We start from the raw sequence: 24569 nt of genomic DNA, 5'->3' as shown, positions 1-24569 counted from the left end.
AAATACTAAGTTTTATCCATTAAAACCACAATATATGCGTTGATTTTTGGATTAAAACAAAAGTCGTTAAAAGTGGTTAATATGTGAAAGTTTTCTCAACTTTGTGTTTGTAACAATCAAATAATCTGCCAAAATGCACGAAATTGAACCTTTTTACAATTGGAGACATGATTATATCGCATCGGAAGATGAACAGTCTCCTTTTTACGGAACGATATATAATGAATTTGAATACGACAAACAGATTTATAATTTCCTTTTACACCCCCAGTGGGACGACTTTGGTTCACATACTTTATATTTGAAAGCCCTATTTGTAGACTATGACAAGCAATTTTGCATCATCGAACTGATCGGCGAATGGAATGATGCCATTGATAATGACATTATGATCCTGAAGCGTGAAGTGATTGATCTGATGATCGCTTCGGGTATTAATCATTTTATATTAATTGGTGAAAATATTCTTAATTTTCATGCTTCAGATGATACGTATTATGAAGAATGGTTTCAGGATATTGATGATGGTTGGATAGCTGCTGTTAATTTTAGGACACATGTCATCACAGAATTTATGCAAAATAATATTGATTATTATATCAATTTTGGAGGAAACCTCAATGATCTTTCTTGGCGTACCTTAAAACCAATTCAAGTTTTCCATCATATCAATGAACAATTAACCAAACGATTGAATGGTTAACAACATTTGAAGATACTATGACATTCAAATTTTACTAAGATGAAGTGTTTGAATGCCTGTTCTCTATATTTTTACTTAACTTTGTTATATTAAAAAAATCAAACGCTATGTCATTTAGAATAGAAAAAGATACCATGGGTGAAGTTCAAGTACCTGCAGATAAATACTGGGGTGCTCAAACAGAACGTTCACGCAATAATTTCAAAATTGGTCCTGCTGCATCTATGCCACATGAAATTATCGAAGGTTTTGCTTACTTGAAAAAAGCTGCTGCTTATGCTAATGCTGAATTAGGTGTATTACCTATTGAGAAACGTGATGCTATTGCTGCAGTTTGTGATGAGATCTTAGCTGGTAAATTGGACGATCAATTTCCATTGGTAATCTGGCAAACAGGTTCGGGAACTCAATCTAACATGAATTTAAATGAAGTAATTGCAAACCGTGCTCAGGTATTAGCTGGTTTCAAAATTGGAGAAGGTGAGCCTGTGTTAAAAGCGAATGATGATGTGAACAAATCACAATCTTCTAATGACACCTACCCTACTGGAATGCACATAGCGGCCTATAAAGCAGTTGTTGAAGTAACAATTCCTGGTGTTGAAAAACTACGTGATACATTAGCAAAAAAATCTGCTGAATTCATGAATGTTGTTAAAATTGGCCGTACTCACTTAATGGATGCAACTCCTTTAACATTGGGTCAAGAATTATCAGGCTATGTAGCACAGTTGAATTATGGTATCAAAGCTGTTAAAAATACTTTAGCGCATTTGGCAGAAGTAGCATTAGGTGGTACTGCAGTTGGTACGGGATTAAATACACCTGCTGGATATGATGTTCTGGTAGCAAAATATATCGCTGAATTTACTGGTCATCCTTTCATTACTGCTGAGAATAAATTCGAAGCTTTAGCTGCGCATGATGCCATTGTTGAATCACACGGATCATTAAAACAATTAGCAGTTTCGTTAAATAAAATTGCTAACGATATCCGCATGTTGGCTTCTGGTCCTCGCTCTGGTATTGGTGAAATTATTATTCCTGAAAATGAACCTGGTTCTTCGATCATGCCTGGAAAAGTTAACCCTACTCAATGTGAGGCTTTAACAATGGTTGCTGCTCAGGTAATGGGTAATGATGTAGCTATTACTATCGGTGGTACTCAAGGTCACTATGAATTGAATGTATTCAAACCTTTAATGGCGTCTAACTTTTTACAATCAGCTCGATTAATCGGAGATGCTTGTGTATCATTTGAAGAGCACTGTGCAAGTGGTATTGAACCAAATTATGCTCGTATTAAAGAATTAGTTGATAACTCTTTGATGTTGGTAACGGCTTTGAATACTAAAATAGGCTACTACAAATCGGCAGAAATTGCACAGACAGCACATAAAAATAACTCGACATTAAAAGAAACGGCTATTGCATTAGGATATGTAACTGCTGCAGAATTTGACGAGTGGGTAAAACCTGAAGAAATGGTAGGTAGCTTAAAATAAGGCTATGATTCCATTTTTAAATAAATTAAAAAATATCAAAGCATACCTATTTTTAGCAATGGGTATGCTTTTGCTATTTGGAAGTTGCAAATTCAATTCGGAAATGCAATCTGAGGGTGCTAGTTATTTGCAAGGGGAATGGAAACAAGACAGTATTGCCGACCAAGATCAAATGTTGCAATATACGCTCACAGATTTCCGTTTTACCTGTGACTCCATTTATGCACGCATGTATGTCCATGCTAAAACAAAGCAGATATCAGATAGCTGTTATAATAATGGGTCTTGGATCGAATATGCTAAAGGTATTTATGTTGTACGTGGTGACAGTGTCATTGTCGATGGTATATACGTCAAAGAAAATGGCAAACAAAAAGTATCTGGCTGCTATCGCCAAGGTCAATATTTACCAAGGTTTAAAGTTGCTTTCCACTCTAAAGATTCTCTAGTATTAGAAAATAAATATGATCAGCGTCCTATCATATTACGTAAAACAAAGGATGTAATTTGTGTCCCGCAGAAACGCTGGCAATAAAAAAGAATAAACGTGTAGCCATTTAATTTTTTAAATGGCTTTTTCTATCATTAACGACACGCTCGTCACTATCTGAGCAAAAAAATATGAATAAAGGAATTATTGCATTGGCATTTGGAGGTCTCGCTATAGGAATGACAGAATTTTCTATGATGGGAATCTTACCAGACATCGCAAAAGACTTAAATATCGATATTCCAACAGCTGCCCATTTAATAGCACTTTATGCTATCGGTGTTGTTGTTGGTGCCCCTACATTAGTACTATTATCTGGAAAATACCCTCCTAAAAACGTTTTACTTTTTTTAATGGTTCTATTTTTCATTTTCAATGGATTATTTGCTATATCTCCTACCCATTTTACCATGCAACTTTCCAGATTTATGTCCGGTTTGCCACATGGAGCTTTCTTTGGTGTAGGTTCTGTTGTTGCAGCTAGATTAGCTCCTAAAGGTAAAGAGGCGCAGGCAATATCGATTATGTTTACAGGTATGACGATTGCTAATTTAGCAGGTGTGCCTTTAGGAACATATATCGGACATCATTACTCTTGGCGCATTACCTATGGTGTCATCAGTGTACTAGGCCTCCTGACATTTTTAATGATTTATCTTTGGTTACCAAAAATTGAATCTTCTAAACAAAACAATATTATAGCACAGGTAAGTTTTTTCAAAAAGCAAGAAGCATGGCTACTGATGGCAATTATTGCAATCGGAACTGGAGGTCTTTTTGCCTGGATCAGCTATATTGCTCCATTGGTTACAAATGTATCTGGACTTGACCCTAATCGTGTGCCTATTATTATGATTTTAATCGGTATAGGTATGTTTTTTGGAAATTTATTGGGTGGAAAAATGGCTGATACCATCTCTCCGACAAAAGCGGCTATTGCTAGTTTTAGTGCTATGGCGATATGTTTAGTCTTTGTTTATTTTGTTTCACCATTTCAATGGTCAGCATACATTATGGCCTTTATTACGGGTTTGGTTTCTTTTACAATAGGTCCACCTACACAGATGATGTTGATCCGGACTGCTAAAGGTGCTGAAACTTTGGCTGCAGCGGGTGGTCAGGCAGCATTCAACTTGGGTAATACTTTAGGAGCCTATTTAGGAGGTATACCCATTACATATGGCTTAATGTATAATACTCCTTCTTTAGTAGGTGTTGGTATGGCCACTATAGGCGCTTTACTTGCTTGTGTATTCTTGGTTCAATTTGTACAAAAGAACAGAATCCCAAGTGCAGATTAACAGATAATATGACCGAAAAACTCAGCTATATCAGTGTCCTTCGAATTATTGCTACCATTGCAGTCATCGCGATACACGCATCTTCTGGTTACTTAAATAGTACTGATATAGCTGGGTTTGACTGGAAATATGCAAATCTGATAAATAGTTTCACTCGATTCTCTGTCCCCATATTTGTGATGCTTTCTGGGGCTCTCCTGCTGACGAAAGAAGAACATACAGGACAGTTTTATAAAAAAAGACTCCTTAAGATTTTTTATCCCTTTCTTTTTTGGACTATTATTTACTTTTTTTATAACACGAATGTGCTGGAATTAAATATAGACCAATTGATCTCTACATTGGTCTATAGACTCAAAAACGGTGCGAACGCACATCTTTGGTATCTCTATATGATCATGGGTCTATACCTTGCTATTCCTTTTCTTCAAAAGATCGTAAAGCATTCATCTATGAGAGAACTGGAGATTTTTTTAGTTTTATGGTTTATAACGCTGTTTATATTCAACAAAAACTTTTCAACCTATCTACCAAAATTCGATCTTACATTTTTTTCGAGTTATACAGGGTACTTGATCTTAGGTTATTATTTGAAGGTAAAAGATTTTAGTGGGATAAAATGGTGGTGTTTGTTTTTATTTATCATGGCTGCATTGGGAACAGCTTATTTTACTTATGAAATGAGTTTAAGCGCACATGAATTTCGTCCACTTTTATACGGTTATTTGTCACCGAATACAGTCCTGATTGCTACCGGTATATTTATATTCATCAAAACAATATCGCGTGATCTAAAACTTCCCCAGTGGGCATTATGGATCGATCAATATAGTTTTGGAATATATCTCTGCCATATCCTGATTTTAAATTATGTACATCCGATATTACCCGTGGGCACATTTTTAAAGATTCCTTTAGTAACTTTTGTTACACTTGCCATCAGTATTATGCTTATATACGGTATTCGCAAAATTCCTTTTGGCAAATACATTTCTGGTTAATAAAAAAGCTTCAATAAGCGCAGGGCTAATTGAAGCTTTTTTATATTTGAGATTCGCGTAAGACTAGAAAGGTAAATCGTCGTCGTCATTTGATCCTGATAAATCAACTGGAGCTGGCATTTCAGCATAACCTGGAGCAGGAGCTGAAGCAGCAGTATTTGCTAATTTAGTAACTCTCCAAGCAACTAATGAATTGAAGTATGTTGTTACACCTTCTTTATTTGTCCAAGGACGACCACGTAAATTGAAAGAAACTTCAATTTCTTCACCTACAGTCAAACCATCAAAAATTGATGTTCTGTCTTGAGTAGCTTCAAAGCGAATATATTCAACAAACTGCGGATTTTCAGCGTAAGCCACGATTATATCACGCTTCTTAAATGACTCTGTTACTTGTTGCGTAGCACCTATTTCGTGTACTTTTCCTCTAATTTCCATAATCAAAAATATTAAACCGTAAAAATAAGCATTTTTTGAGTAAGAGATTAACTAACTTTGTACAAATATTATGGAAGTTTTCAACACCCCCAATAAAATCATCATCACTTGCAATAAGCGACTTTCTCCTTATTTGCAACAAGAAGTCGAAGAACTTGGCTTCGAGATCAAACGTTCTTTCTCTACTGGTGTAGAATTATTTAACACCTTGAATGAAACGATTAAGTTAAATTTGAATTTGCGCACTGCTTCTCAGATTCTTTATTCGATAAAAGAATTTAAAGCGTCCAACCCTCAGGAACTATACGATGAACTGAAAGACATCGCATGGGAAGAGCTTATTGCTTTTGACGGCTATTTTTCTGTGACTTCAAATGTCGATAACGAAACAATCACGACACCTTTATTTGCGAATTTGAAAGTTAAGGATGCCATAGTTGATCGTATCAAAGAAAAAAAGGACATTCGCCCAAATTCGGGTTCTGATGCAAACAAAGCTGTTATACATCTGTATTGGAAAGATGATCGCGCAGAAGTTTTTATCGATTCTTCCGGTGAGACGCTAGCAAAACACGGTTATCGTAAACACCCTGGAAAGGCACCAATGTTAGAAGCGCTTGCTGCTGGTACTATTCTTGCAACGAAATGGGATGGTCTATCATCTTTTGTCAACCCAATGTGCGGTTCTGGTACTTTAGCTATTGAAGCAGCATTGATCGCGACTAACCGTCGTCCTGGCCTTTACCGCATGAACTATTCGTTTATGCATTTCATTGGTTACGATGAAGAAGTCTTTTTTCAAGAAAGAAGAAATCTTAAAGAACAGGTCAATAAGAAAGCAAATCCGAAGATAATTGCTTCAGATCTTTCGCAACAGGCGGTAGATATTGCGATCATGAATGCCAAGACTGCTGGTGTAGATCAGCTTATTGATTTTCAAGTTTGTGATTTTGCTGACACAACTGTACCACAAGAAGAAAAAGGAATTGCTATATTTAACCCGGAATATGGTGAACGCCTTGGTAATCATAGTCAATTGGAATTAACATATAAACGTGTAGGTGACTTTCTAAAACAAAACTGCAAGGGTTATAAAGGTTACATTTTTACTGGAAATCCGGATCTTGCCAAAAAGATAGGCTTACGGGCTTCTAGAAAAGTTGAATTTTATAACGGTAAATTAGATTGTCGTTTATTAGAATACGAATTATACGAGGGAACTCGCGAAAAACCAAAAGTAATTTATGAATAAGATTATTGAAAGTACGGTTGCATTTGTACAGGACAGATTAAAATTTGCTGAATCTGGTCATGATTGGTCTCATATCCAACGTGTATGGAACAACACAAAATTAATTCTTCAAACGGAAGAGGCGGATTACCAAACTTGCGAACTAGCCGCTTTATTACATGATATTGCTGATAGCAAATTTCACGATGGAGATGAAACGATAGGCCCTCGTGTTGCTGGTGAATTTTTAACCTCTATAGGCGTTGATAAAGACGTAATTGAACATGTTGAAAAAATTATTTTAAACATGTCTTTTAAGGCAAGTCTTGGCGAAATCGTTTTTCATTCTAAGGAACTTGAGATTGTTCAGGATGCTGATCGTTTGGATGCAATAGGTGCAATTGGTGTTGCTCGAGCATTCAACTATGGCGGTCATAAAAACAGAGAAATGTATAATCCGAATGTCCCTGTTCAAGAATATCAGGACAAGGAAAGCTACAAACATTCTGAAGCACCGACAATTAATCATTTTCACGAAAAGCTTTTATTGCTTAAAGATAAAATGAATACCAATGCCGCTCAAGCTATCGCTGAAAAAAGACATGAATTTATGCTTTCTTTTTTAGATGAATTTTATGCTGAGTGGGAAGGTAAACGATAACAATAATAAAACTTAATATTTCCTTAACTCGGAAATTACACAAAAATGGTACTTTCGATAATTATCGAGGTACCATTTTTTTTGTTTAAATTTAGTCTGTAAAACTAAGCCCGTAATAAATTGCAATCTATGCGAACAGGTTATGATCGCTTATTTTTTATATTTAAAACAAAAAGAGCTCGTAGACTCCTAAGTAAAACAAAGTATTCGTCTATACCAGAAAACATGAATACTACTTTATATTTATATCCGATGAAAAAAACAGTTTTTGTAATCCTTGCCACTATGGCCGTTATGGGAATCACTGAATTAAATGCTCAAACCAAAATCATTGCTCACCGTGGAGCTTTTAAAAACACGAAAGTTCCGGAAAATTCAATTGCTTCGTTAAAAGCCGCTAAGGATTTAAATCTTTGGGGTTCGGAATATGATGTACATCTTACAAAGGATAATGTACTTGTTGTCAATCATGATAATGATTTTTACGGAATAGATATTGCGACCGCTACTTACCAGGAGTTATTGGCCAAAAGCCATCCAAATGGTGAGAAAATTCCTACTTTAGAGGAATATATCAAAGCAGGGTTAAAGCTTAAAGGTTTAAAATTAATTCTTGAATTGAAGACTAATAAACTAGGACTGGAACGTACCTTGGAGGCTACTGAAAAAGCTGTCGCTTTAGTAAAAGAATTAAAAGCTGGAAAAGTAACTGAATATATTGCTTTCAGTTATGATGCTTGTAAAAAGATCCATGAACTTGATCCTAAAGCTAAGGTCGCCTATTTAAATGGCGATATTGCTCCTGATCAAATTAAAAAAGATGGTTTAACGGGTATTGATTATCATCTTAGTGTTTTCACGAAAAACCCAACCTGGTTACAAGAATCAAAAGCATTAAAGCTGACGACAAATGCTTGGACAGTTAATAAAGAAGATGATATGAAATCTCTGATCAGTCAAAAGATTGATTACATTACAACGAATGAACCTGAGCTTTTAAAGACTTTACTCAAAAAATAATTAACCTTGTATAGCAGTTCATAGATATGAACAACACATTTATAAAAAAATAAGTTAATGAAAAAAATTATTCTTGCTTTCTCTATTTTACTTGTGGGTTTAGGAAGTGCTCTTGCACAGCAAATGCGAGTGGCCACCTACAATATAAGACAGAAAAATGATCATGATATTGGTAATATGTGGAATGAACGCAGAGATGCTGTAGCCAATTTGATTAAATTCCATAATTTCGAAATTTTCGGTATACAGGAAGCATTTATTGACCAAGTGAAAGATCTTCAAGAACGTCTTCCTGATTTTAAATCGATAGGTGTTGGTCGAGACGATGGTGCAGAAAAAGGAGAACATTCTTCAATTTTTTATAACAAGAACCGTTTTGACGCTATTAAAAGCGGAACTTTCTGGTTGTCTGCGACAGATACAAAACAACCCAATAAAGGCTGGGATGCTGCACTGCCACGAATCTGCACATGGGCAGTTTTAAAGGATAAAAAAAGTGGAAAATCATTTATTTTTATGAATACGCACTTTGACCATGTTGGTGTTGAAGCGAGAAAAGAAAGTGCTAAATTGATCTTAACTAAGGCAAAGGAATTAGCCGGTAATCTTCCTTTAATCTTAACAGGTGATTTCAATGTTGATGAACATAATGAAGCATATTTTACTTTAGCAAATAGCAAAACTGTGGTCGATAGTTATACCATTAGTCCTCGAATCTATGAACCAAGCTCTTCTTTTAATGGCTGGGGTAAAAGTATTAAACAAAAAGAAAGGATAGATCATATTTTTGTTGTTCCTAAAACAAAAGTAAGTAACTATGCAATATTGACTGATACGTATCAGGGAAAATTTCCGTCAGATCATTTTCCTGTTATTGTAGATTTATCGCTATAAAACAGAATTCTATTGTGCCGGTCTAAAACCGGCGCAATTAAACTGCCTTTTCCCTTGATTTATCAAGAGTTAGACGATCATTTGGGTATCCGCCCATCCTTCTAAATATGGTAAATATTCGTACTCTTCGTTAAACTTTAGATTCCTTTTGCGTTCTAATTTGTAGTTTTACAAAAAAAAAGACATGAAAAGTATCTTATCATACGCTCTTATTGCATCAGGATTATTCTTTGCAACTCAATCTCAAGCTCAGTCCAAAGGGCTTTCTAAGTTAAAGGATATCTTAAATTCTACATCTGCTCAAAATAAAACAAATAGCGATACTACTACGAGTAAAGTTGTTCCCTCTAATCAGGCTGTCGTAAAAAATATTACAAAGAAAGAAGCTACTTCAGGTATAAAAGAAGCTTTAGCTAAAGGATTGACTAACAGTGTTAATATTCTTTCTGTAAAAGATGGATTTTTAGGAGATGCTGCAGTCAAAATTTTAATGCCTGCTGAAGCTCAAAAAGTAGAAAAAGCACTTCGCGCAGTAGGTATGGGTTCTTTGTGTGATCAGTTTATCAGCAGTATGAATAGAGCTGCGGAAACAGCTGTTAGTGAAGCAGGGACTGTTTTTGTCAACTCTTTATCCAAAATGACGATTACAGATGCTTACAATATTTTATTAAGTGGTAATCAAAATGCCGCAACGACTTTCTTTAAAACAAATACTTCGACCGAACTGACTTCAAAATTTTCTCCTGTTATAGACAAGGCAATGGGGGCTAATAATGTATCGGGTTACTGGAATCAATTAACAACTGCTTATAACAATTTACCATTTTCAAAAAAGGTAGAAACCAATTTAACAGGTTACGTTACGCAAAAAGCTATCGATGGATTATTTGTAAAAGTAGCAGATCAAGAGTTAAAGATCAGAGAAAATATTGGTGGATCACGAAACACGGATTTACTATCAAAAGTATTCGGCTGGGCTGATAATCAAAAATAAGGTATTGGACAGAATTTTTAATTCTGTCTACACCTTTACGTTTCTTTTGTTAATATGGCTAAAATATAGCCTGGACCAATTTTTATACTGGTATATAGTAGCAAGTCCGACCAATAATAAGATAGACTTCACAAATAAATTTACTCCAAAATAAGGTGTGATCTGCACATGTTTCCCCATTAGTATTAAAGCGAAAAACATATAATATAATCCACAAATAATTAGATAAATTTGAAATGCTTTTCTTAAGATTCGTTGATTCTTTGTCTTGATTAAAATCCAAAACGGAATTAGAAGGTATATAAATTGACTAATATAGATCAATTGTCTAATAGAATTATCCATACTAAAAAGTAAAAATAACTGAGCGATAAAAAGAAGGAGAAACATTGCTTTTAATAAACGCAACATACTGGAAATCAAATTTTAAGTTTTTTAAATTTACAAAAAAAATATTGTTTTACAAATAATAAACTATAAAAGTCAAAATTCGCTAATGCTCACATTTTTTGTAATTTTGCAGGGCATAATCACATTAATGATATAAAAAGTATGAGTAAGTTCGAGATCAATAACATCAGTGATTTTTCAGTTTCTGAAAGATTCCAACGTTATGTACAGATAGATACACAGTCGGATGCAAGTTCGCCTACTTGTCCTTCGACAGAAAAGCAAAAAAATTTAGGTAATCTTCTTGTGGAGGAATTACTGGCATTGGGAATTTCTGATGCAGCCATGGATGAAAATGGCTATGTATATGCAACTATCCCTTCCAATAGTACTAAAAAAGTACCTACTATTTGTTTCTGTTCGCATATGGACACGTCACCTGACTCCTCAGGTAAAGATGTTAAACCTTTGGTTCATCATGATTATCAAGGTCAGGATCTGGTATTACCGGATGATAACAGTATTATCATCAAATATTCGGAACATCCTGATCTGGCAAATCAAATCGGTCATAATATTATTACAGCGAGCGGTACAACACTATTGGGCGCCGATGATAAGGCGGGAATTGCAGAAATAATGGATGCAGCTCGTTTATTAATGAAACATCCTGAGATCAAGCATGGGGATATAAAAATCTTATTTACGCCAGATGAAGAAATTGGAAGAGGGGTTGACAAAGCTGATCTTAAACGCCTAGCTGCTGATTATGCATACACGATGGATGGTGAAAAAGCGGGCACGATAGAAGATGAAACTTTTTCTGCAGATGGTGCAACATTAACCATACATGGTGTTTCCGTTCATCCTGGATTTGCTAAAGGAAAAATGCAAAGTGCTATCAAAATTGCTAGTGCAATTATAGAGGCTTTACCCCAGGACCGCCTGTCGCCAGAAAGTACAAATAAAAAAGATGGTTTTGTTCATCCGACAAATATCTCGGGCACAGTGGAAAAAGCAGAAATCCATTTTATTATCCGTGATCACCTTACAGCTAATTTAGTAAAGCATGAATCTGAGCTGGAAGCTATTGCAAAATCTATAGTCGCTCAATACCCTAACTGCAGTTATACGTTCGAAGTAAAGGAACAGTACCGCAACATGAAGGAAATTCTAGATCAATATCCTCAAATCATGGAAATTGGAATTGAAGCAATTACACGGGCTGGCATGAAGGCTGAACGCAGAAGTATTCGCGGTGGTACTGATGGTTCGCGTTTATCTTTTATGGGATTACCTTGTCCTAATATTTTTGCTGGTGGACACGCCTTCCATGGAAAACAGGAATGGATATCTGAACAAGATATGCAAAAAGCTGTTTTAACAATTTTGCATGTAGCCTCTCTTTGGGAAGAAAAATAATCATTAACTTCATACATATTCAACGCGTTTAAGGAAATAACATATATGCAATCTAACGAAGTTTTAAAAGCAATACAGAGCCGAAGATCAGTTTTTCAAGCTAATTTTACGGATCAAGATGTTAATAAAGAAGATATCTTAACGATTTTAGAAGCGGCGAATGCTGCTCCTACTCATAAAAGAACGCAACCTTGGCGTTTTACTATTTTCAAAGGCGAAGGTCTTTTACGTCTAGGCACTGAACTTTCGCGTATTTATAAAGCGGTCACTCCTCCAGAAAAATACTTTGAAAAAACAGAAATCACTATGGGTGAAAAGGCTACGCAATCCAAAGTTGCAATAGCTTTAATTGTCAATTATACTGGTGACGTTCCTGAGTGGGAAGAACTGGCGGCAACATCTTGTGCGATTGAAAATATGTGGTTAGCGGCACATTCTTTAGGATTGGGAGGTTATTGGGCTACTCCAGGATTAATCAATCACTTAAGCAATTTCTTAAATTTAGAAGAGAATCAAAAGTGCATTGGGTTGTTCTATTTAGGACACCATGAAACAGAAGCTAGAGAACCTGTTCGATCTCCTATTGCGGACAAAATCCGTTGGGAGGAATAAAAATATTCTTTAATTAATAAAAAAGGTCGACCCAATAGTCGACCTTTTTTATTGCAGTTTATTATTAAACTTCTTAATCTCAAATTTTTAAAAATTTATTTTCACAGTCTACGATATATTCGTAAATTAAACCAAAATTGGCCTATGAAAATAATCATATCCTTCTTATTATACATAATCTTTACATTCTCTCCAAGTTTCGCCCAAAGCGTGATTAAAGGTGTTGTATTGGATAGGGAGACTAAGCAACCTATTCACGGAGCTACTGTTTATATCAATAATTCATCTTCTGCAACCAGTACTGCAAAGGATGGTAGTTTCCAACTGCACCAAAAAATTATCCAGAATCAAGAACTGGTCATTTCAAATATTGGATATGAGGCCGCATTTGAAACAATTACTACTAATAATTATGAAAAGGTAAAGATTTATTTAACACGTAAGATTACTACTTTAGAAGAAGTTAGTGTTATCCCGTTTGAAAAAGATGGTTGGGCAAAGTGGGGTAAATATTTTACGGAAAGCTTTATCGGAACAAGTAAATTTGCCCAAAAAACGAAAATATTAAATCCAGATATACTGCGATTCCGATATAATAAATCATCAAAAATATTAACTGTAATAGCGAACGAACCAATACAAATAGACAATAAAGAACTGGGTTATATGATCTCATACGATCTCATTAGTTTTCGATCAAACTTTTCTGAAAATACAATTCAATTTGAAGGTTTTAGCTATTTTAAAGATTATAAGCGGATTACAAAGAGTATATTGACGCAAAGAAGAGTGGCCTACCAGCTTTCCATGATGCGCTTTATACGAAGTTTATATGAACATAAATGGCAGGAGGATGGTTATGTAGTCCGCGAGCTTACTAAAAAAGAAAATCTAGAAAGAAAAGATGCCCAGGAAAAACTGAAAACAATAACGTCACTGGTCAATACGAAATATGAAGGTAAATGGAACTCATTTTATATACTGCAATCAGAAATCATCAAAGATAGTGTGACTAAATATCAAAATATCATGCGGCAACCTGCGTTCTATGACGTCTTAGGAAAACAGTTAACTGAATCTGATCTTGAAAAAGGAAGCTTGGGAAATCAATTAAAGGAAATTCACCATCAAAATTACATTCATATCTTAAATAGGACCCAAAAAATAGACCTCGATTATTTCAATTCTAACAATGCTTATGATGAATCATCTCGTTTAAAAATAGATGACGATTCATCCATTGTCATAAATTATCAAGGAAACTATACGCCTGCTATACAATGGTCAATGGAAGGTTTTTTTGCCTGGTATTCTAAAGTTGGCAATATGCTCCCCTTGGATTATACTGTACAGGAAAATAATAAATAGTCTTTCTTAATTACTTTTTTCTACAATTCCAAAACAATGTGTCGGCTTGAAAGCTTGGGTAGGATTTTCTATAGGAAAGCTAATAATTAATTTACCTTTTTTTCCATGCCACTTGGGTCCCTTGTCTATTAATCTTAATATCTCCTTTTTTAGAACTTCATTGGGTGCGTCTTCAAAATTAACATTTTTTAATTTTCCATTTTTATCAACTTCAAAATTCAGGATAATTTTACCTCCTACATCCCGCACCTGTACATTTCTTTGCAGATATTGCTCGAATGCATTCCATCCTTCTATCGGTGAGGCATCTCCACCAGTTAAGATGGGTTCAATCCCAATCTTATTTTCAGGGGAACTCAGCTCGACTTCTGTCGTTCTACTTTTATTTGTATTAAAATTCTTAAAATAAATAAAGGCGATAAGCACGACAAAAATGACTGCTGCTGCTGATCCAACTGCCAATCGTTGCCAAGTATAAAACTGGGCATTACGGGTAGATATCGTTTGCTCCACGCGGCGGTTTAAACGCTGTTGCAACAAACTCAATTGTCGTACATCCACTCCTTTTTGCAAACGATAACCTTCAATTGCATCCTGCAAAAAAGGATCTTCCAATGCTTCTTTCTCTAGTTGAAACATTTCCTCTTTATTCATCAGACCACTGATGTAGTTATGAATTCTGGATAATTGATAATTATTTTCCATTTTACTTACTCTCCATACAAATTTTAAGATTTCGCTTGCCATTTTGAATATAGCTTTTCACTTTATTCATTTCTATTCCGGTAAGGACTACGATATCTTTATAACACTTTTGCTCTAAATAAAATAACCTGATACAACGCTCCTGCTCAGGTTTTAGCGTCAACATGCACATTTCTAATTTTTCAAATTGACTTTCGCTCCATTCTTTGGGATCAGATTCATCTAAATAATCATGACCAACCGCAACTTGTTCATCAATATCAACATACTGCGTTCCCTTTTCTTTCCTCAGCTGCATGAGGCAAAAATTTTTAGAAAATGTGTAAAGCCAGCTTTTAAAATTATCGACCTCGTGGATGCGCAATTTCCGAATCAATTCTTCAAAAATTTGCATGACGGCATCCTGACTCTTTTCGGCATCGTGCAAATATTTAAAACATACACCATAAAGCAATGACATATAGGGAGCATACAATTTACCCAAAAGATCCAGATCTCCTGTACTTCGATATTGTATTAATAATTCCTTTTCTGTCATGCTCGGGATATTACTTTGCTTAATTGATGCTTTAAGATACATAATTCCATAAAACAATCAAGCAAAGATTAATATTATGTTTCACTTTTATATCGAGTTATTGAAATTCTATCGCTTCAAATTGATTGTAGTATCTTCGTACAATCAAAACTTGATAGTCTTTATCAATTATTTGATGACATTTTAAAGAATAATAGATGCTTATGAATGAATATGAATTAATAGCTATTGGCTTATATATGGCCTTAATGATTGGAATTGGAATTTACTCTTGGAGGAAGTCAAACAGTAATTCCGATGATTTTTTGATCGGTGGGCGTAAGATGGGCGCGGCTGTGACTGCTTTATCGGCAGGTGCAGCAGACATGAGCGGCTGGTTACTCATGGGACTTCCCGGTGCGATGTATCTTTCAGGATTATCCAGTGCATGGATTGCAATTGGTCTGACTATTGGCGCATACTTCAATTATGTTATTGTAGCCCCTCGACTTCGGGTATATACAGAAGTTGCCCAAAATGCAATTACACTCCCTGTATTTTTTGAGAATCGTTTTAAAGATAAAACCCAGCTCTTAAAAATTGTCTCTTCAATTTTCATTTTAGTGTTTTTCACTTTATATACTTCTGCAGGTATGGTTTCGGGTGGAAGATTGTTTGAATCGGCTTTTGGTATTGATTACTATACTGGATTGTATGCTACAACTTTTGTTGTTGTACTTTATACTTTCCTAGGTGGATTTTTAGCTGTTAGCTTAACAGATTTTGTGCAGGGAACAATTATGGTCACCGCGCTTGTCATCATTCCAATTGTACTGATTTTCCAACTTGATGGACTGGGTAATACATTGGATATCATACATAATAAAGGTGCTAATTATTTAGATTTACTAAAGGGTACCACCACGGTATCGATCGTATCCTTACTCGCTTGGGGATTAGGTTACTTTGGGCAACCTCATATTTTAGTGCGATTTATGGCTATTGGCGATGTTAAAGATATCCCTAAAGCTAAAAGAATCGGCATTAGCTGGATGATTCTTACTGTTGGTGGAGCATTACTTTTGGGATTATTTGGAATAGCTTATTTATATAAGTTTGATCAAACTACTATGTTGCAATTTGATCAATCAAAGGAATTGTCAGAAACTATTTTTATCCATCTTTCGAGAGCATTATTTCATCCCTTAATTGGCGGTTTTCTTTTATCCGCAATTTTAGCAGCTGTCATGAGTACCATATCTTCTCAATTATTAGTGACCTCTAGCTCAATGACAGAAGATATTTATAAAGCTTTTTTTAATAAAACAGCTTCTCCTAAACGTATGTTACTTGTAAGTCGACTTTCTGTGCTTATTGTAGCGATAATTGCCTTACTGCTCTCCCTAAACCCTAAAGACAGCATATTAAATCTTGTGGGAAATGCCTGGGCCGGTTTTGGCGCTGCCTTTGGTCCCCTTATCATCTTGTCGTTGCTTTGGAAAAAAACAACCGCCACTGCAGGATTATTGGGAATGTTGGTGGGTGGTGCTACTGTACTTTTATGGGTGTATATTCCTCACGATTACAAATCTGTGTATGAAATCATACCTGGTTTCATTTTGAGTTTCTTAACGATTGTTATTGTTTCGTTTTTCAGCAAACCTGTTGCCCCTGTCATTGTGGAGGAATTTGATCAGGTTACGAAAATTCTGAAATAATAAAAAAGGATAACCAGATTTAGGTTATCCTTTTTTATTATTTGAAATGTTGATATTGACGATATATTATCGGTCTTTCTTATCCATCATTGTATTCCTAAGTCTACTGAAATAACAAGAGTGCAATAATTAAGGTCACAATAATATTAAATGTTTGTGCAATTAAAAAGGCATACAATGGCTTTTTATTATCCTGTTGAAACAGGTCTTTAAAATTAGTTTCCAATCCGATTGAGGTAAAGGCCAGGGTAAACCAAAGTCCCTGAATAAATTTCAAACTTCCTTTAACCGCAACATTTGTTTCTGGTGAAATAAAAAATGAGAAAAGTAAAGATGCAAATATAAAACCCAGGACAAACTTTGGAAATCTTTCCCAAATAATTTTCAAAGTTGGTTTCTCTTTCTTTGTTTCATCATCAACTGACTTTGAATAGCTCCAATAAATACTAATTGCAAATGCTGCAATTCCTAATAATACATTTTGTGAAAATTTTACAATTGTACTGATTTTTAAGGCTTCTTCTCCAACTAAACTACCTGAAGCGGCTACAGCACCCGATGTATCTATTGAACCTCCTAGCCATGCTCCTGTTACTTCTTGAGACAGTCCCATTTTATCCGCCAAATAAGGCATAAAAATCATCATCGGAATTGCCGTGATCAATACAAGTGAAATAATGTAAGATAACTTTTTACTATCTCCTTTAATTGCTCCAGATGTTGCAATTGCTGCTGATACCCCACAGATAGATACTGCGCTTGACAGCATCAAAGCCATTTCTTTATCAATCTTTAATTTTTTACAAACCCAAAAAGCAAAATACCATACTGAAATGACCACTACTAATGCTTGGATAAGTCCCAGTGAACCAGCTTTGAGTATATCTCCAAAAATAACTGTTGTTCCTAAAAGAATCAATCCAATTTTGACATACAACTCTGTACTTAATGCACTTTTAAACCAATCAGGAAGATTGAAAAAATTACTGATGACCAAGCCGATCGCCAAACTGAAAATAACAGCTTCTAGATTATAGTCTTTTACGAGTGAATTTCCAGCAAAGATGAGCGCGAGCATGGTTAACACATAGACAGACGGAAAAACTATTAATAAGCTTTTAACCGACTTACCTAATAAGGAGGCTCCGATAATGGCGACAATAAAGACTAGACCAAATTGGGTCGCTATTGCCTGCAGGTTATGAATGGAAAATACTTGGTTTCCTAATTCTGAAAAATTGCTCCAGCTGAAACTTGGTTGAGGAACAATGACCCCAAAAATTGCTAAAAAGACAATTCCTAATCCTAAGATAACAACTACCCAATCCTCAGCTAAGGAGAATGATTTCGAAGATGACATGTAAACAGGTTTTAATTTAGAAACCCCAAATTTAGAAATATTATCCATGCCGGCAACTAGTAAACGAAAAAGTTACCAAATAATAAAGCCGAGATGTTTTCATCTCGGCTTCTAAACCTATAATCACTTTTTAAAACCTAAAAACAATATTTATTGGCATCAATCAACTTCTTAGCAATTCGTTGACGCGCATCTTTCACATTAAATGGTTCTGATTTTGTAAAGCGACGTAAACCCACTAACATCATTTTCAACTCATCACCTTCAGCAAAAGAATTTAGGGCTTCTTTTCCTGCAACATTTACTTTATCAATGGTTGAATATAGATAAATTTTAGCCATATCTGTTGCATCAGCACTTGCTTCTACTCCTTTTGTATGATATAATTTCTCCGCACGAAGTAACGCTGACTCAGCGATGTATACATAACCAATGATATCGGCAATATTCATCAAAATCTCCTGCTCCTTAGATAAAGACATCATCAATTTTTGAACTGCGGCGCCAGCAATTAATAAGCCTGCCTTTTTCAAATTAGCGATAATTTTCTTTTCTGCTGCAAATGGTGTTTCATCTTCTTCTCCAAAATCAGGAATAGCTAATAGTTCTGATGCAACTGCAATAGCAGGTCCCATCAAATCAATCTCTCCCTTCATGGCACGTTTCAAAAGCATATCTACGACCAACAGTCTATTTACTTCATTAGTACCTTCAAAAATACGATTGATACGTGAGTCTCGATAAGCGCGTTCCATTGGTGCTTCTGCTGAATATCCCATGCCTCCATAAATCTGTACGCCTTCATCCACAACATAATCTAACATTTCCGAACACCATACTTTAATGATCGCACACTCGATAGCATATTGTTCTACAGATTTCAGTTTTGCTTTAGCTTCATCCATCCCCCCTGCAACTAATGATTCGTACGTGTCATCAATATTCTGACCGGCACGATATGCTGCTGATTCGGTCGCAAATAATCGCGTTGCCATTTCAGCTAATTTGTAACGGATGGCTCCAAATTTGGAAATCGGTAAATTGAACTGCACGCGCTCATTGGCATATTTAATCGCTTGTGTAATCACCATGCGTGATGAACCGATAGTAGCAGCGCCTAATTTTATACGACCAATGTTTAGGATATTAACCGCTATTTTAAATCCATTTTCACGTTCAGAAAGCATATTTTCAACAGGAACTTCACAATCGTTGAAAAATACCTGTCGGGTTGAAGATCCTTTGATTCCCAGTTTATGCTCTTCTGGGTTCATACTGATTCCTCCAAAATCTTTCTCAACAATAAAAGCGGTAAGATTCTTATCATCATCAATTTTTGCAAAAACAATAAAGATATCAGCAAAACCACCATTTGTAATCCACATCTTCTGTCCATTAATGACATAGTGTGTACCTGCGGCATTTAATTTTGCTGCAGTACGACCAGAGTTGGCATCTGATCCTGAATTAGGTTCTGTTAAACAATAAGAAGCTTTCCATTCCCCAGTAGCTAATTTTGGAATGTATTTTGTTTTTTGAGCTGCGTTTCCATAGTATAAAATAGGCAAAGTACCTATGCCTGTATGTGCCGATAATGCCACAGCAAAGGAGAATCCTCCCCCAACCGCATCTGCAACTAACATGGATGTATTGAAGTTTTTACCAAATCCCCCATATTCTTCTGGTATGGACACACTCAACATTCCTAGTTCTCCAGCTTTATCCATAAGACTTGGCATCAAACCTTCTTCCTGGGAGTCAATACGATCCAATTTGTTTAGAACTTCCGTATCTAGAAAGTCAATACAGGTCTGACGAATCATCTTTGCTTCTTCATCAAATTCTTCAGGAATAAAAATATCTGTATAAGATGTCTCTTTAATTACAAATTCTCCGCCTTTAATTGTGTTGCTCATAATTTTTCTGATTAAAGTGCAAAGGATAAAGACTAAAACCTTATTTCTTTGCTTCTATTGTTAAATATTATTCTATTTTTTAAAACAAATACATCTCGATAAGTCACCTAACTGATCTTTAAGATTAAAAACCAGTTTAGATGGTCCGATTTGAAAAACATGTGGATGAAAAGCTGAAGTCATCCTCAAAATGTGCAATTTGATTTCGATAAAGAACATCTCATATGCCCTGTCGAAGTTTTAAAATTTGCGCTATCTATAGTAATTCAAAAATACCTGCTGCTCCCTGTCCTGTTCCGACACACATTGTTACCATGCCGTATTTTTTATTTCTACGCTTCAGTTCATTTAATATTTGAACAGTCAATTTGGCTCCAGTACAACCCAATGGATGGCCTAAAGCAATAGCACCGCCATTGACATTAACTTTTTCTTCATCAAGACCCAATTCGCGAATAACGGCTAAAGATTGTGATGCAAAAGCTTCATTCAATTCGAATAAATCGATATCTTCTTTTTTTAATCCTGCCATTTTCAAAGCTTTTGGTATTGCTACAATAGGACCAATCCCCATGATACGTGGCGGAACACCTGCCACGGCATAACTGACAAGACGTGCTATCGGTTTTAGGTTCAATTCCTTCATTTTTTCTTCTGAAACAATCAAAACAAAGGCTGCTCCATCTGAAGTTTGTGATGAGTTACCTGCAGTAACTACACCGTCAGCTGCAAAAACTGGACGCAACTTCGCAAGCGCCTCAAGCGATGAATCTGCTCTCGGTCCTTCGTCTGTATCAACGACATATTCTCTTGTTTCTAATTTTTTGCCATCCTTTAAGTAGTTTTCCTTTACTGTAATCGGAACAATGCCATCTTTTAAATGACCATTTTTAATAGCCTCAACAGCTTTTTGATGTGATTTTAAAGAGAATGCATCTTGGTCTTCTCGAGATACGCCGTATTCTTTTGCAACAGCTTCGGCTGTAAGTCCCATTCCCCAATACCAATCTGGGTTTTCTTTTGCTACTTCAGGGTTTGGAACAATTTTCCATCCTCCAAAAGGCATTCCTGACATGACCTCGACTCCGCCAGCAATAATACAATCTGCCATTCCGGCTTTTATTTTTGCTACAGCTGTGGCTATTGTCTCCAACCCAGAGGCACAGTAACGGTTTACAGTGACTCCTGGTACTTTATCCGTTTGCAAGCCCATCAAAGAAATTAAACGTCCTACATTCAATCCTTGCTCTGCTTCTGGCATCGCATTACCGACGATTACATCGTCAATTTCTTCTTTATTTAAGTTGGGTACTGATGCCACCAAATGCTTGATCACATCAGCGGCCAAATCATCCGCACGCATAAAACGAAATCCTCCACGAGGTGCTTTCCCTACTGCTGTACGATATCCTGCTACAATGTATGCTTCCATAATTTTTAGATATGAGATGTGAGATTTAAGATATCAGATCGTTAAAATTCACATATTATTTATTATCATTTTTTAATTTATTCAAAAATCCAAAAATCATTTTTTGAATTTCTATAATTTGAGAACACAGCTGTTCGGCTTGCTCAACCTTTAACAGCTTTAGATTTTGTGCTATAATAATTTGTGTCTGCAATTCGAAAGATGATCCATTTGCAATTCCAAGAAAATGAATAAATTCATTTCCTGAATTTCTACCTGCTCCTTCTGCTATATTTGACGCAATCGATATAACCGATCGTTTAATCTGAGATGATAATCCAAATTTTTCTTCTGAAGGAAAAAGAGATACTACTTCATATACTTTTGTAGCTAATTCAATTGATTTACTCCAAATCTTTAATTCTTTCAGATTATGCATATCTCAAATCTAATGTCTCAAATCTCTAATCTAATTTATACTCTAATTTCTTAACGGTTTTCCTTTTGTTAACATAAATTGGATACGTTCCAAAGTTTTTCGTTCTGCACATAGCTCAAGAAAAGCTTTACGTTCTAGATCCAATAAATACTGTTCAGAGACTTCTGTTGGTGCCGATAACTCACCGCCACATAAAACATTTCCTAATTTTTCAGAAATCTTTTTATCATGGTCAGAGATATAATTTCCAGCACGCATTGAACTTGCTCCTACATAGACAATTCCTAATCCTTGTTTTCCCAATACCTTAATATCAGTCCTTTGAACGGGCTGTATATAACCTGCATTAGCTAATTCTAAAGCCTTTTCTTTTGCATCAGCAATAAGTCGAGCTTTATTCATAGTAATCGCATACTTACCTTGCTGCAGGTATCCAAGCTCATAGGCCTCTATAGCTGAGGTTGACACTTTTGCTGTTCCTATGGTCAAAAAACGATCTTTTAAAGTATTTTGAACAATTTGATCTTCTTTATATTCATCTGAAGCACGTAAAGCAAATTCTTTAGTACCTCCGCCACCTGGAATTACACCAACTCCAAATTCAACTAAGCCCATATATGTCTCAGCATGTGCCTGCACAAAATCGGCATGCATTGAAAATTCACAGCCTCCTCCTAATGTCATTTGAAATGGTGCTACTACTACTGGAATGGACGAATAGCGAATCCGCATAGAAGTATTCTGGAAAGCACGAACCGCCATATTTAATTCATCGTAGTCTTGCTCAGCGGCCATCATGAATATCATACCTATATTAGCTCCTGCGGAGAAATTTTTTCCTTCGTTAGAAATTACTAATCCACGATATTCTTTTTCAGCTAAATCAATTGCTTTATTCACGCCTTGAATTACATCTCCACCGATCGTATTCATTTTGGTATGGAATTCACAATTGATAATTCCATCTCCAAGATCAATAATGGAAACTCCGGAATTTTTCCAAATTGTTTTGCTTTCACGGATGTGATCTAAAACAATAAGATCTTCTGTTCCTGGAATAGGTTTGTATGATTTTGATGCAATATCATAATATTGACGAACGCCATTTTCGATTTTATAGAAAGACTCACAACCTGCGTCTAACATATCATGAACCCATTGTGAAACTTCACCACGTTGACCTGGGAGACGTTTCTCTTCGTTCTTAATTTTTTCTATTGTCTCTCGAACACCTAAAGCATCCCAAACCTCGAAAGGACCTATCTCCCAACCGAAGCCAGCACGCATCGCATCATCGATACGGAAAAAATCGTCAGTAATTTCAGGTACACGATTAGATACGTATTCAAACAAAGGATAATGCATGGCACGGAACAATTCTCCTGCTTTATCTTTCCCTTGTTCATATACTTTCATTCGTTTGCGAATATCTTCCACCAATTTTGTAGCTTCCAGGGTAGCAGATTTCACCTTTCCTTGAGGTCCAAATGTTAAAGTTTTCAGATTTAAAGATTGAATTTCTGAATTTCCAGAAGCATCTTTTACTTTTTCGTAAAATCCTTTTTTGGTTTTTTCACCTAGCCACTTATTTTCAACCATTTTAGTTATAAAGGAAGGCAATTGAAATACCCCTTTAGCTTCATCATTGGGTGCATTCTGGGCGAGGCCATTAGCAACGTTTACCAAAGTATCTAAACCAACAACATCAGCTGTTCGGAAAGTTGCCGATTTCGGATGCCCCATCGCTGGACCGGTATACTTATCAACTTCTTCCACAGTCAAACCTAGCGGTTCTACGAGATGGGTTAAAGCAAGCATTGAATAAACACCGATTCTATTGCCAATAAATGCTGGTGTATCCTTGCATAAAACAACAGTTTTACCTAAAAACTTGTCACCAAATTCTAACAGAAAATCAACAACTTCTTTTATTGTATGGGGGGTAGGAATAATTTCCAACAATTGTAAATAACGTGGCGGATTAAAGAAGTGTGTACCACAAAAATGATCTTTAAAATCTTCGGATCTACCTTCCGTCATAAGATGTATCGGAATACCCGAAGTATTTGAAGTAATCAAAGTGCCTGGTTTTCGGTATTGTTCAACGCGTTCAAACACAGATTTTTTGATATCCAATCGTTCAACGACAACTTCAATGATCCAATCGCATGATGCGATATCAGACATATTATCATCAAAATTTCCTGTTGAAATCCTTTTCACAAAAGATTTACTATAAATAGGAGATGGATTAGATTTTACAGCCGTTTCTAAAGACTGGTTGACAATGCGATTGCGAACGAACTTACTATCCAAAGTAAGTCCTTTTGCTGTTTCAGCTGGCAATAGCTCTTTTGGAACGATGTCCAAAAGTAATACTTCCATACCGATGTTAGCAAAATGGCAAGCGATCCTAGAGCCCATTACTCCAGAACCTAATACTGCTACTTTTCTAATGTTTCTACTCATTTAT

22 protein-coding genes are annotated in these 24569 nt (G+C 35.7%); 14 read left to right on the top strand and 8 right to left on the bottom strand.

All coding sequences use genetic code 11. The annotated features are described in order from the left end of the window. Window positions 1-133: 133 nt before the first annotated feature. The 5 genes from M2265_RS19000 to M2265_RS18980 all read left to right on the top strand — a co-directional run bounded on the left by M2265_RS19000 (window position 134) and on the right by M2265_RS18980 (window position 5000). Window positions 134-703 (top strand): hypothetical protein, encoded by a 570-nt coding sequence (locus M2265_RS19000; protein WP_021188025.1) that lies wholly within the window; start codon window positions 134-136, stop codon window positions 701-703. Between the two features lie 107 nt (window positions 704-810). Then, the gene (gene fumC, locus M2265_RS18995) at window positions 811-2208 is read left to right on the top strand and encodes a class II fumarate hydratase (RefSeq protein ID WP_021188024.1); all 1398 of its coding nucleotides are present in this window, start codon (window positions 811-813) and stop codon (window positions 2206-2208) included. A gap of 4 nt (window positions 2209-2212) precedes the next feature. Next, a complete protein-coding gene (locus tag M2265_RS18990) occupies window positions 2213-2743 on the top strand; it encodes a fumarate hydratase (RefSeq protein ID WP_132769277.1) in 531 nt (176 codons plus the stop codon). Window positions 2744-2829: 86 nt separating this feature from the next. Next, window positions 2830-3999, top strand: a complete 1170-nt coding sequence (locus M2265_RS18985; protein WP_132769279.1) for an MFS transporter — start codon at window positions 2830-2832, stop codon at window positions 3997-3999. Window positions 4000-4007: 8 nt separating this feature from the next. Continuing rightward, window positions 4008-5000 carry an acyltransferase gene (locus tag M2265_RS18980; protein ID WP_132769281.1) on the top strand — a complete coding sequence of 331 codons (993 nt, stop codon included), beginning with the start codon at window positions 4008-4010 and terminating at the stop codon, window positions 4998-5000. 63 nt (window positions 5001-5063) lie between these two features. On the opposite strand, the gene M2265_RS18975 is transcribed toward M2265_RS18980, so the two are convergent. After that, a complete protein-coding gene (locus M2265_RS18975; RefSeq protein ID WP_021187916.1) occupies window positions 5064-5438 on the bottom strand; it encodes a DUF3127 domain-containing protein in 375 nt (124 codons plus the stop codon). 70 nt (window positions 5439-5508) lie between these two features. On the opposite strand from M2265_RS18975, the gene M2265_RS18970 reads away from it, so the two are divergent. The 8 genes from M2265_RS18970 to M2265_RS18935 all read left to right on the top strand — a co-directional run bounded on the left by M2265_RS18970 (window position 5509) and on the right by M2265_RS18935 (window position 14030). Then, window positions 5509-6690, top strand: coding sequence for a THUMP domain-containing class I SAM-dependent RNA methyltransferase (locus M2265_RS18970; RefSeq protein WP_021187917.1), 1182 nt, complete (start codon window positions 5509-5511; stop codon window positions 6688-6690). Further along, entirely contained in the window at window positions 6683-7330 is a 648-nt protein-coding gene (locus M2265_RS18965) for an HD domain-containing protein (protein WP_021187918.1), read from the top strand. The genes M2265_RS18970 and M2265_RS18965 overlap by 8 nt, the downstream gene beginning before the upstream one ends. 252 nt (window positions 7331-7582) lie before the next feature. Continuing rightward, window positions 7583-8350: a glycerophosphodiester phosphodiesterase gene (locus M2265_RS18960; protein ID WP_031286917.1), complete on the top strand. Its 768-nt coding sequence runs from the start codon at window positions 7583-7585 to the stop codon at window positions 8348-8350. A gap of 57 nt (window positions 8351-8407) precedes the next feature. Beyond that, window positions 8408-9244 (top strand): endonuclease/exonuclease/phosphatase family protein, encoded by an 837-nt coding sequence (locus M2265_RS18955; RefSeq protein ID WP_132769283.1) that lies wholly within the window; start codon window positions 8408-8410, stop codon window positions 9242-9244. Window positions 9245-9428: 184 nt separating this feature from the next. Next, on the top strand, window positions 9429-10238 hold the full coding sequence (locus tag M2265_RS18950) for a DUF4197 domain-containing protein (RefSeq protein ID WP_021187920.1): 810 nt from the start codon (window positions 9429-9431) through the stop codon (window positions 10236-10238). A 552-nt stretch (window positions 10239-10790) separates the two neighbouring features. Beyond that, window positions 10791-12050 (top strand): peptidase T, encoded by a 1260-nt coding sequence (gene pepT, locus M2265_RS18945; protein WP_132769285.1) that lies wholly within the window; start codon window positions 10791-10793, stop codon window positions 12048-12050. Window positions 12051-12095: 45 nt separating this feature from the next. Then, the gene (locus M2265_RS18940; RefSeq protein ID WP_132769287.1) at window positions 12096-12662 is read left to right on the top strand and encodes a nitroreductase; all 567 of its coding nucleotides are present in this window, start codon (window positions 12096-12098) and stop codon (window positions 12660-12662) included. Window positions 12663-12806: 144 nt separating this feature from the next. Continuing rightward, window positions 12807-14030 (top strand): carboxypeptidase-like regulatory domain-containing protein, encoded by a 1224-nt coding sequence (locus M2265_RS18935; protein ID WP_132769289.1) that lies wholly within the window; start codon window positions 12807-12809, stop codon window positions 14028-14030. Window positions 14031-14036: 6 nt separating this feature from the next. On the opposite strand, the gene M2265_RS18930 is transcribed toward M2265_RS18935, so the two are convergent. Together M2265_RS18930 and M2265_RS18925 are read right to left on the bottom strand one after the other, a co-directional pair. Further along, window positions 14037-14777, bottom strand: a complete 741-nt coding sequence (locus M2265_RS18930) for a hypothetical protein (RefSeq protein ID WP_206368539.1) — start codon at window positions 14775-14777, stop codon at window positions 14037-14039. Further along, window positions 14737-15273, bottom strand: a complete 537-nt coding sequence (locus tag M2265_RS18925; protein WP_031286924.1) for an RNA polymerase sigma factor — start codon at window positions 15271-15273, stop codon at window positions 14737-14739. Before M2265_RS18925 ends, M2265_RS18930 begins: the two co-directional genes overlap by 41 nt. 203 nt (window positions 15274-15476) lie before the next feature. Between M2265_RS18925 and putP the strand changes: the two genes are divergently transcribed. Further along, window positions 15477-16970, top strand: a complete 1494-nt coding sequence (gene putP / locus M2265_RS18920; protein WP_132769291.1) for a sodium/proline symporter PutP — start codon at window positions 15477-15479, stop codon at window positions 16968-16970. Between the two features lie 103 nt (window positions 16971-17073). On the opposite strand, the gene M2265_RS18915 is transcribed toward putP, so the two are convergent. The 5 genes from M2265_RS18915 to M2265_RS18895 form a co-directional block, all read right to left on the bottom strand. Further along, complete coding sequence (locus M2265_RS18915) at window positions 17074-18330, bottom strand: YeiH family protein (protein WP_031286926.1); 1257 nt, start codon at window positions 18328-18330, stop codon at window positions 17074-17076. Between the two features lie 137 nt (window positions 18331-18467). Next, a complete protein-coding gene (locus M2265_RS18910; RefSeq protein WP_132769293.1) occupies window positions 18468-20246 on the bottom strand; it encodes an acyl-CoA dehydrogenase family protein in 1779 nt (592 codons plus the stop codon). 256 nt (window positions 20247-20502) lie between these two features. Continuing rightward, complete coding sequence (locus M2265_RS18905) at window positions 20503-21678, bottom strand: acetyl-CoA C-acyltransferase (RefSeq protein ID WP_132769295.1); 1176 nt, start codon at window positions 21676-21678, stop codon at window positions 20503-20505. Between the two features lie 55 nt (window positions 21679-21733). Beyond that, window positions 21734-22096: a four helix bundle protein gene (locus M2265_RS18900; RefSeq protein ID WP_132769297.1), complete on the bottom strand. Its 363-nt coding sequence runs from the start codon at window positions 22094-22096 to the stop codon at window positions 21734-21736. 42 nt (window positions 22097-22138) lie between these two features. Continuing rightward, window positions 22139-24565: a 3-hydroxyacyl-CoA dehydrogenase/enoyl-CoA hydratase family protein gene (locus M2265_RS18895; RefSeq protein WP_132769299.1), complete on the bottom strand. Its 2427-nt coding sequence runs from the start codon at window positions 24563-24565 to the stop codon at window positions 22139-22141. Window positions 24566-24569 lie beyond the last annotated feature (4 nt).

The sequence above is a fragment of the Sphingobacterium kitahiroshimense genome (assembly GCF_025961315.1).
Lineage (GTDB): Bacteria > Bacteroidota > Bacteroidia > Sphingobacteriales > Sphingobacteriaceae > Sphingobacterium > Sphingobacterium anhuiense.
This window is presented reverse-complemented; position numbering and strand designations above follow the sequence as displayed.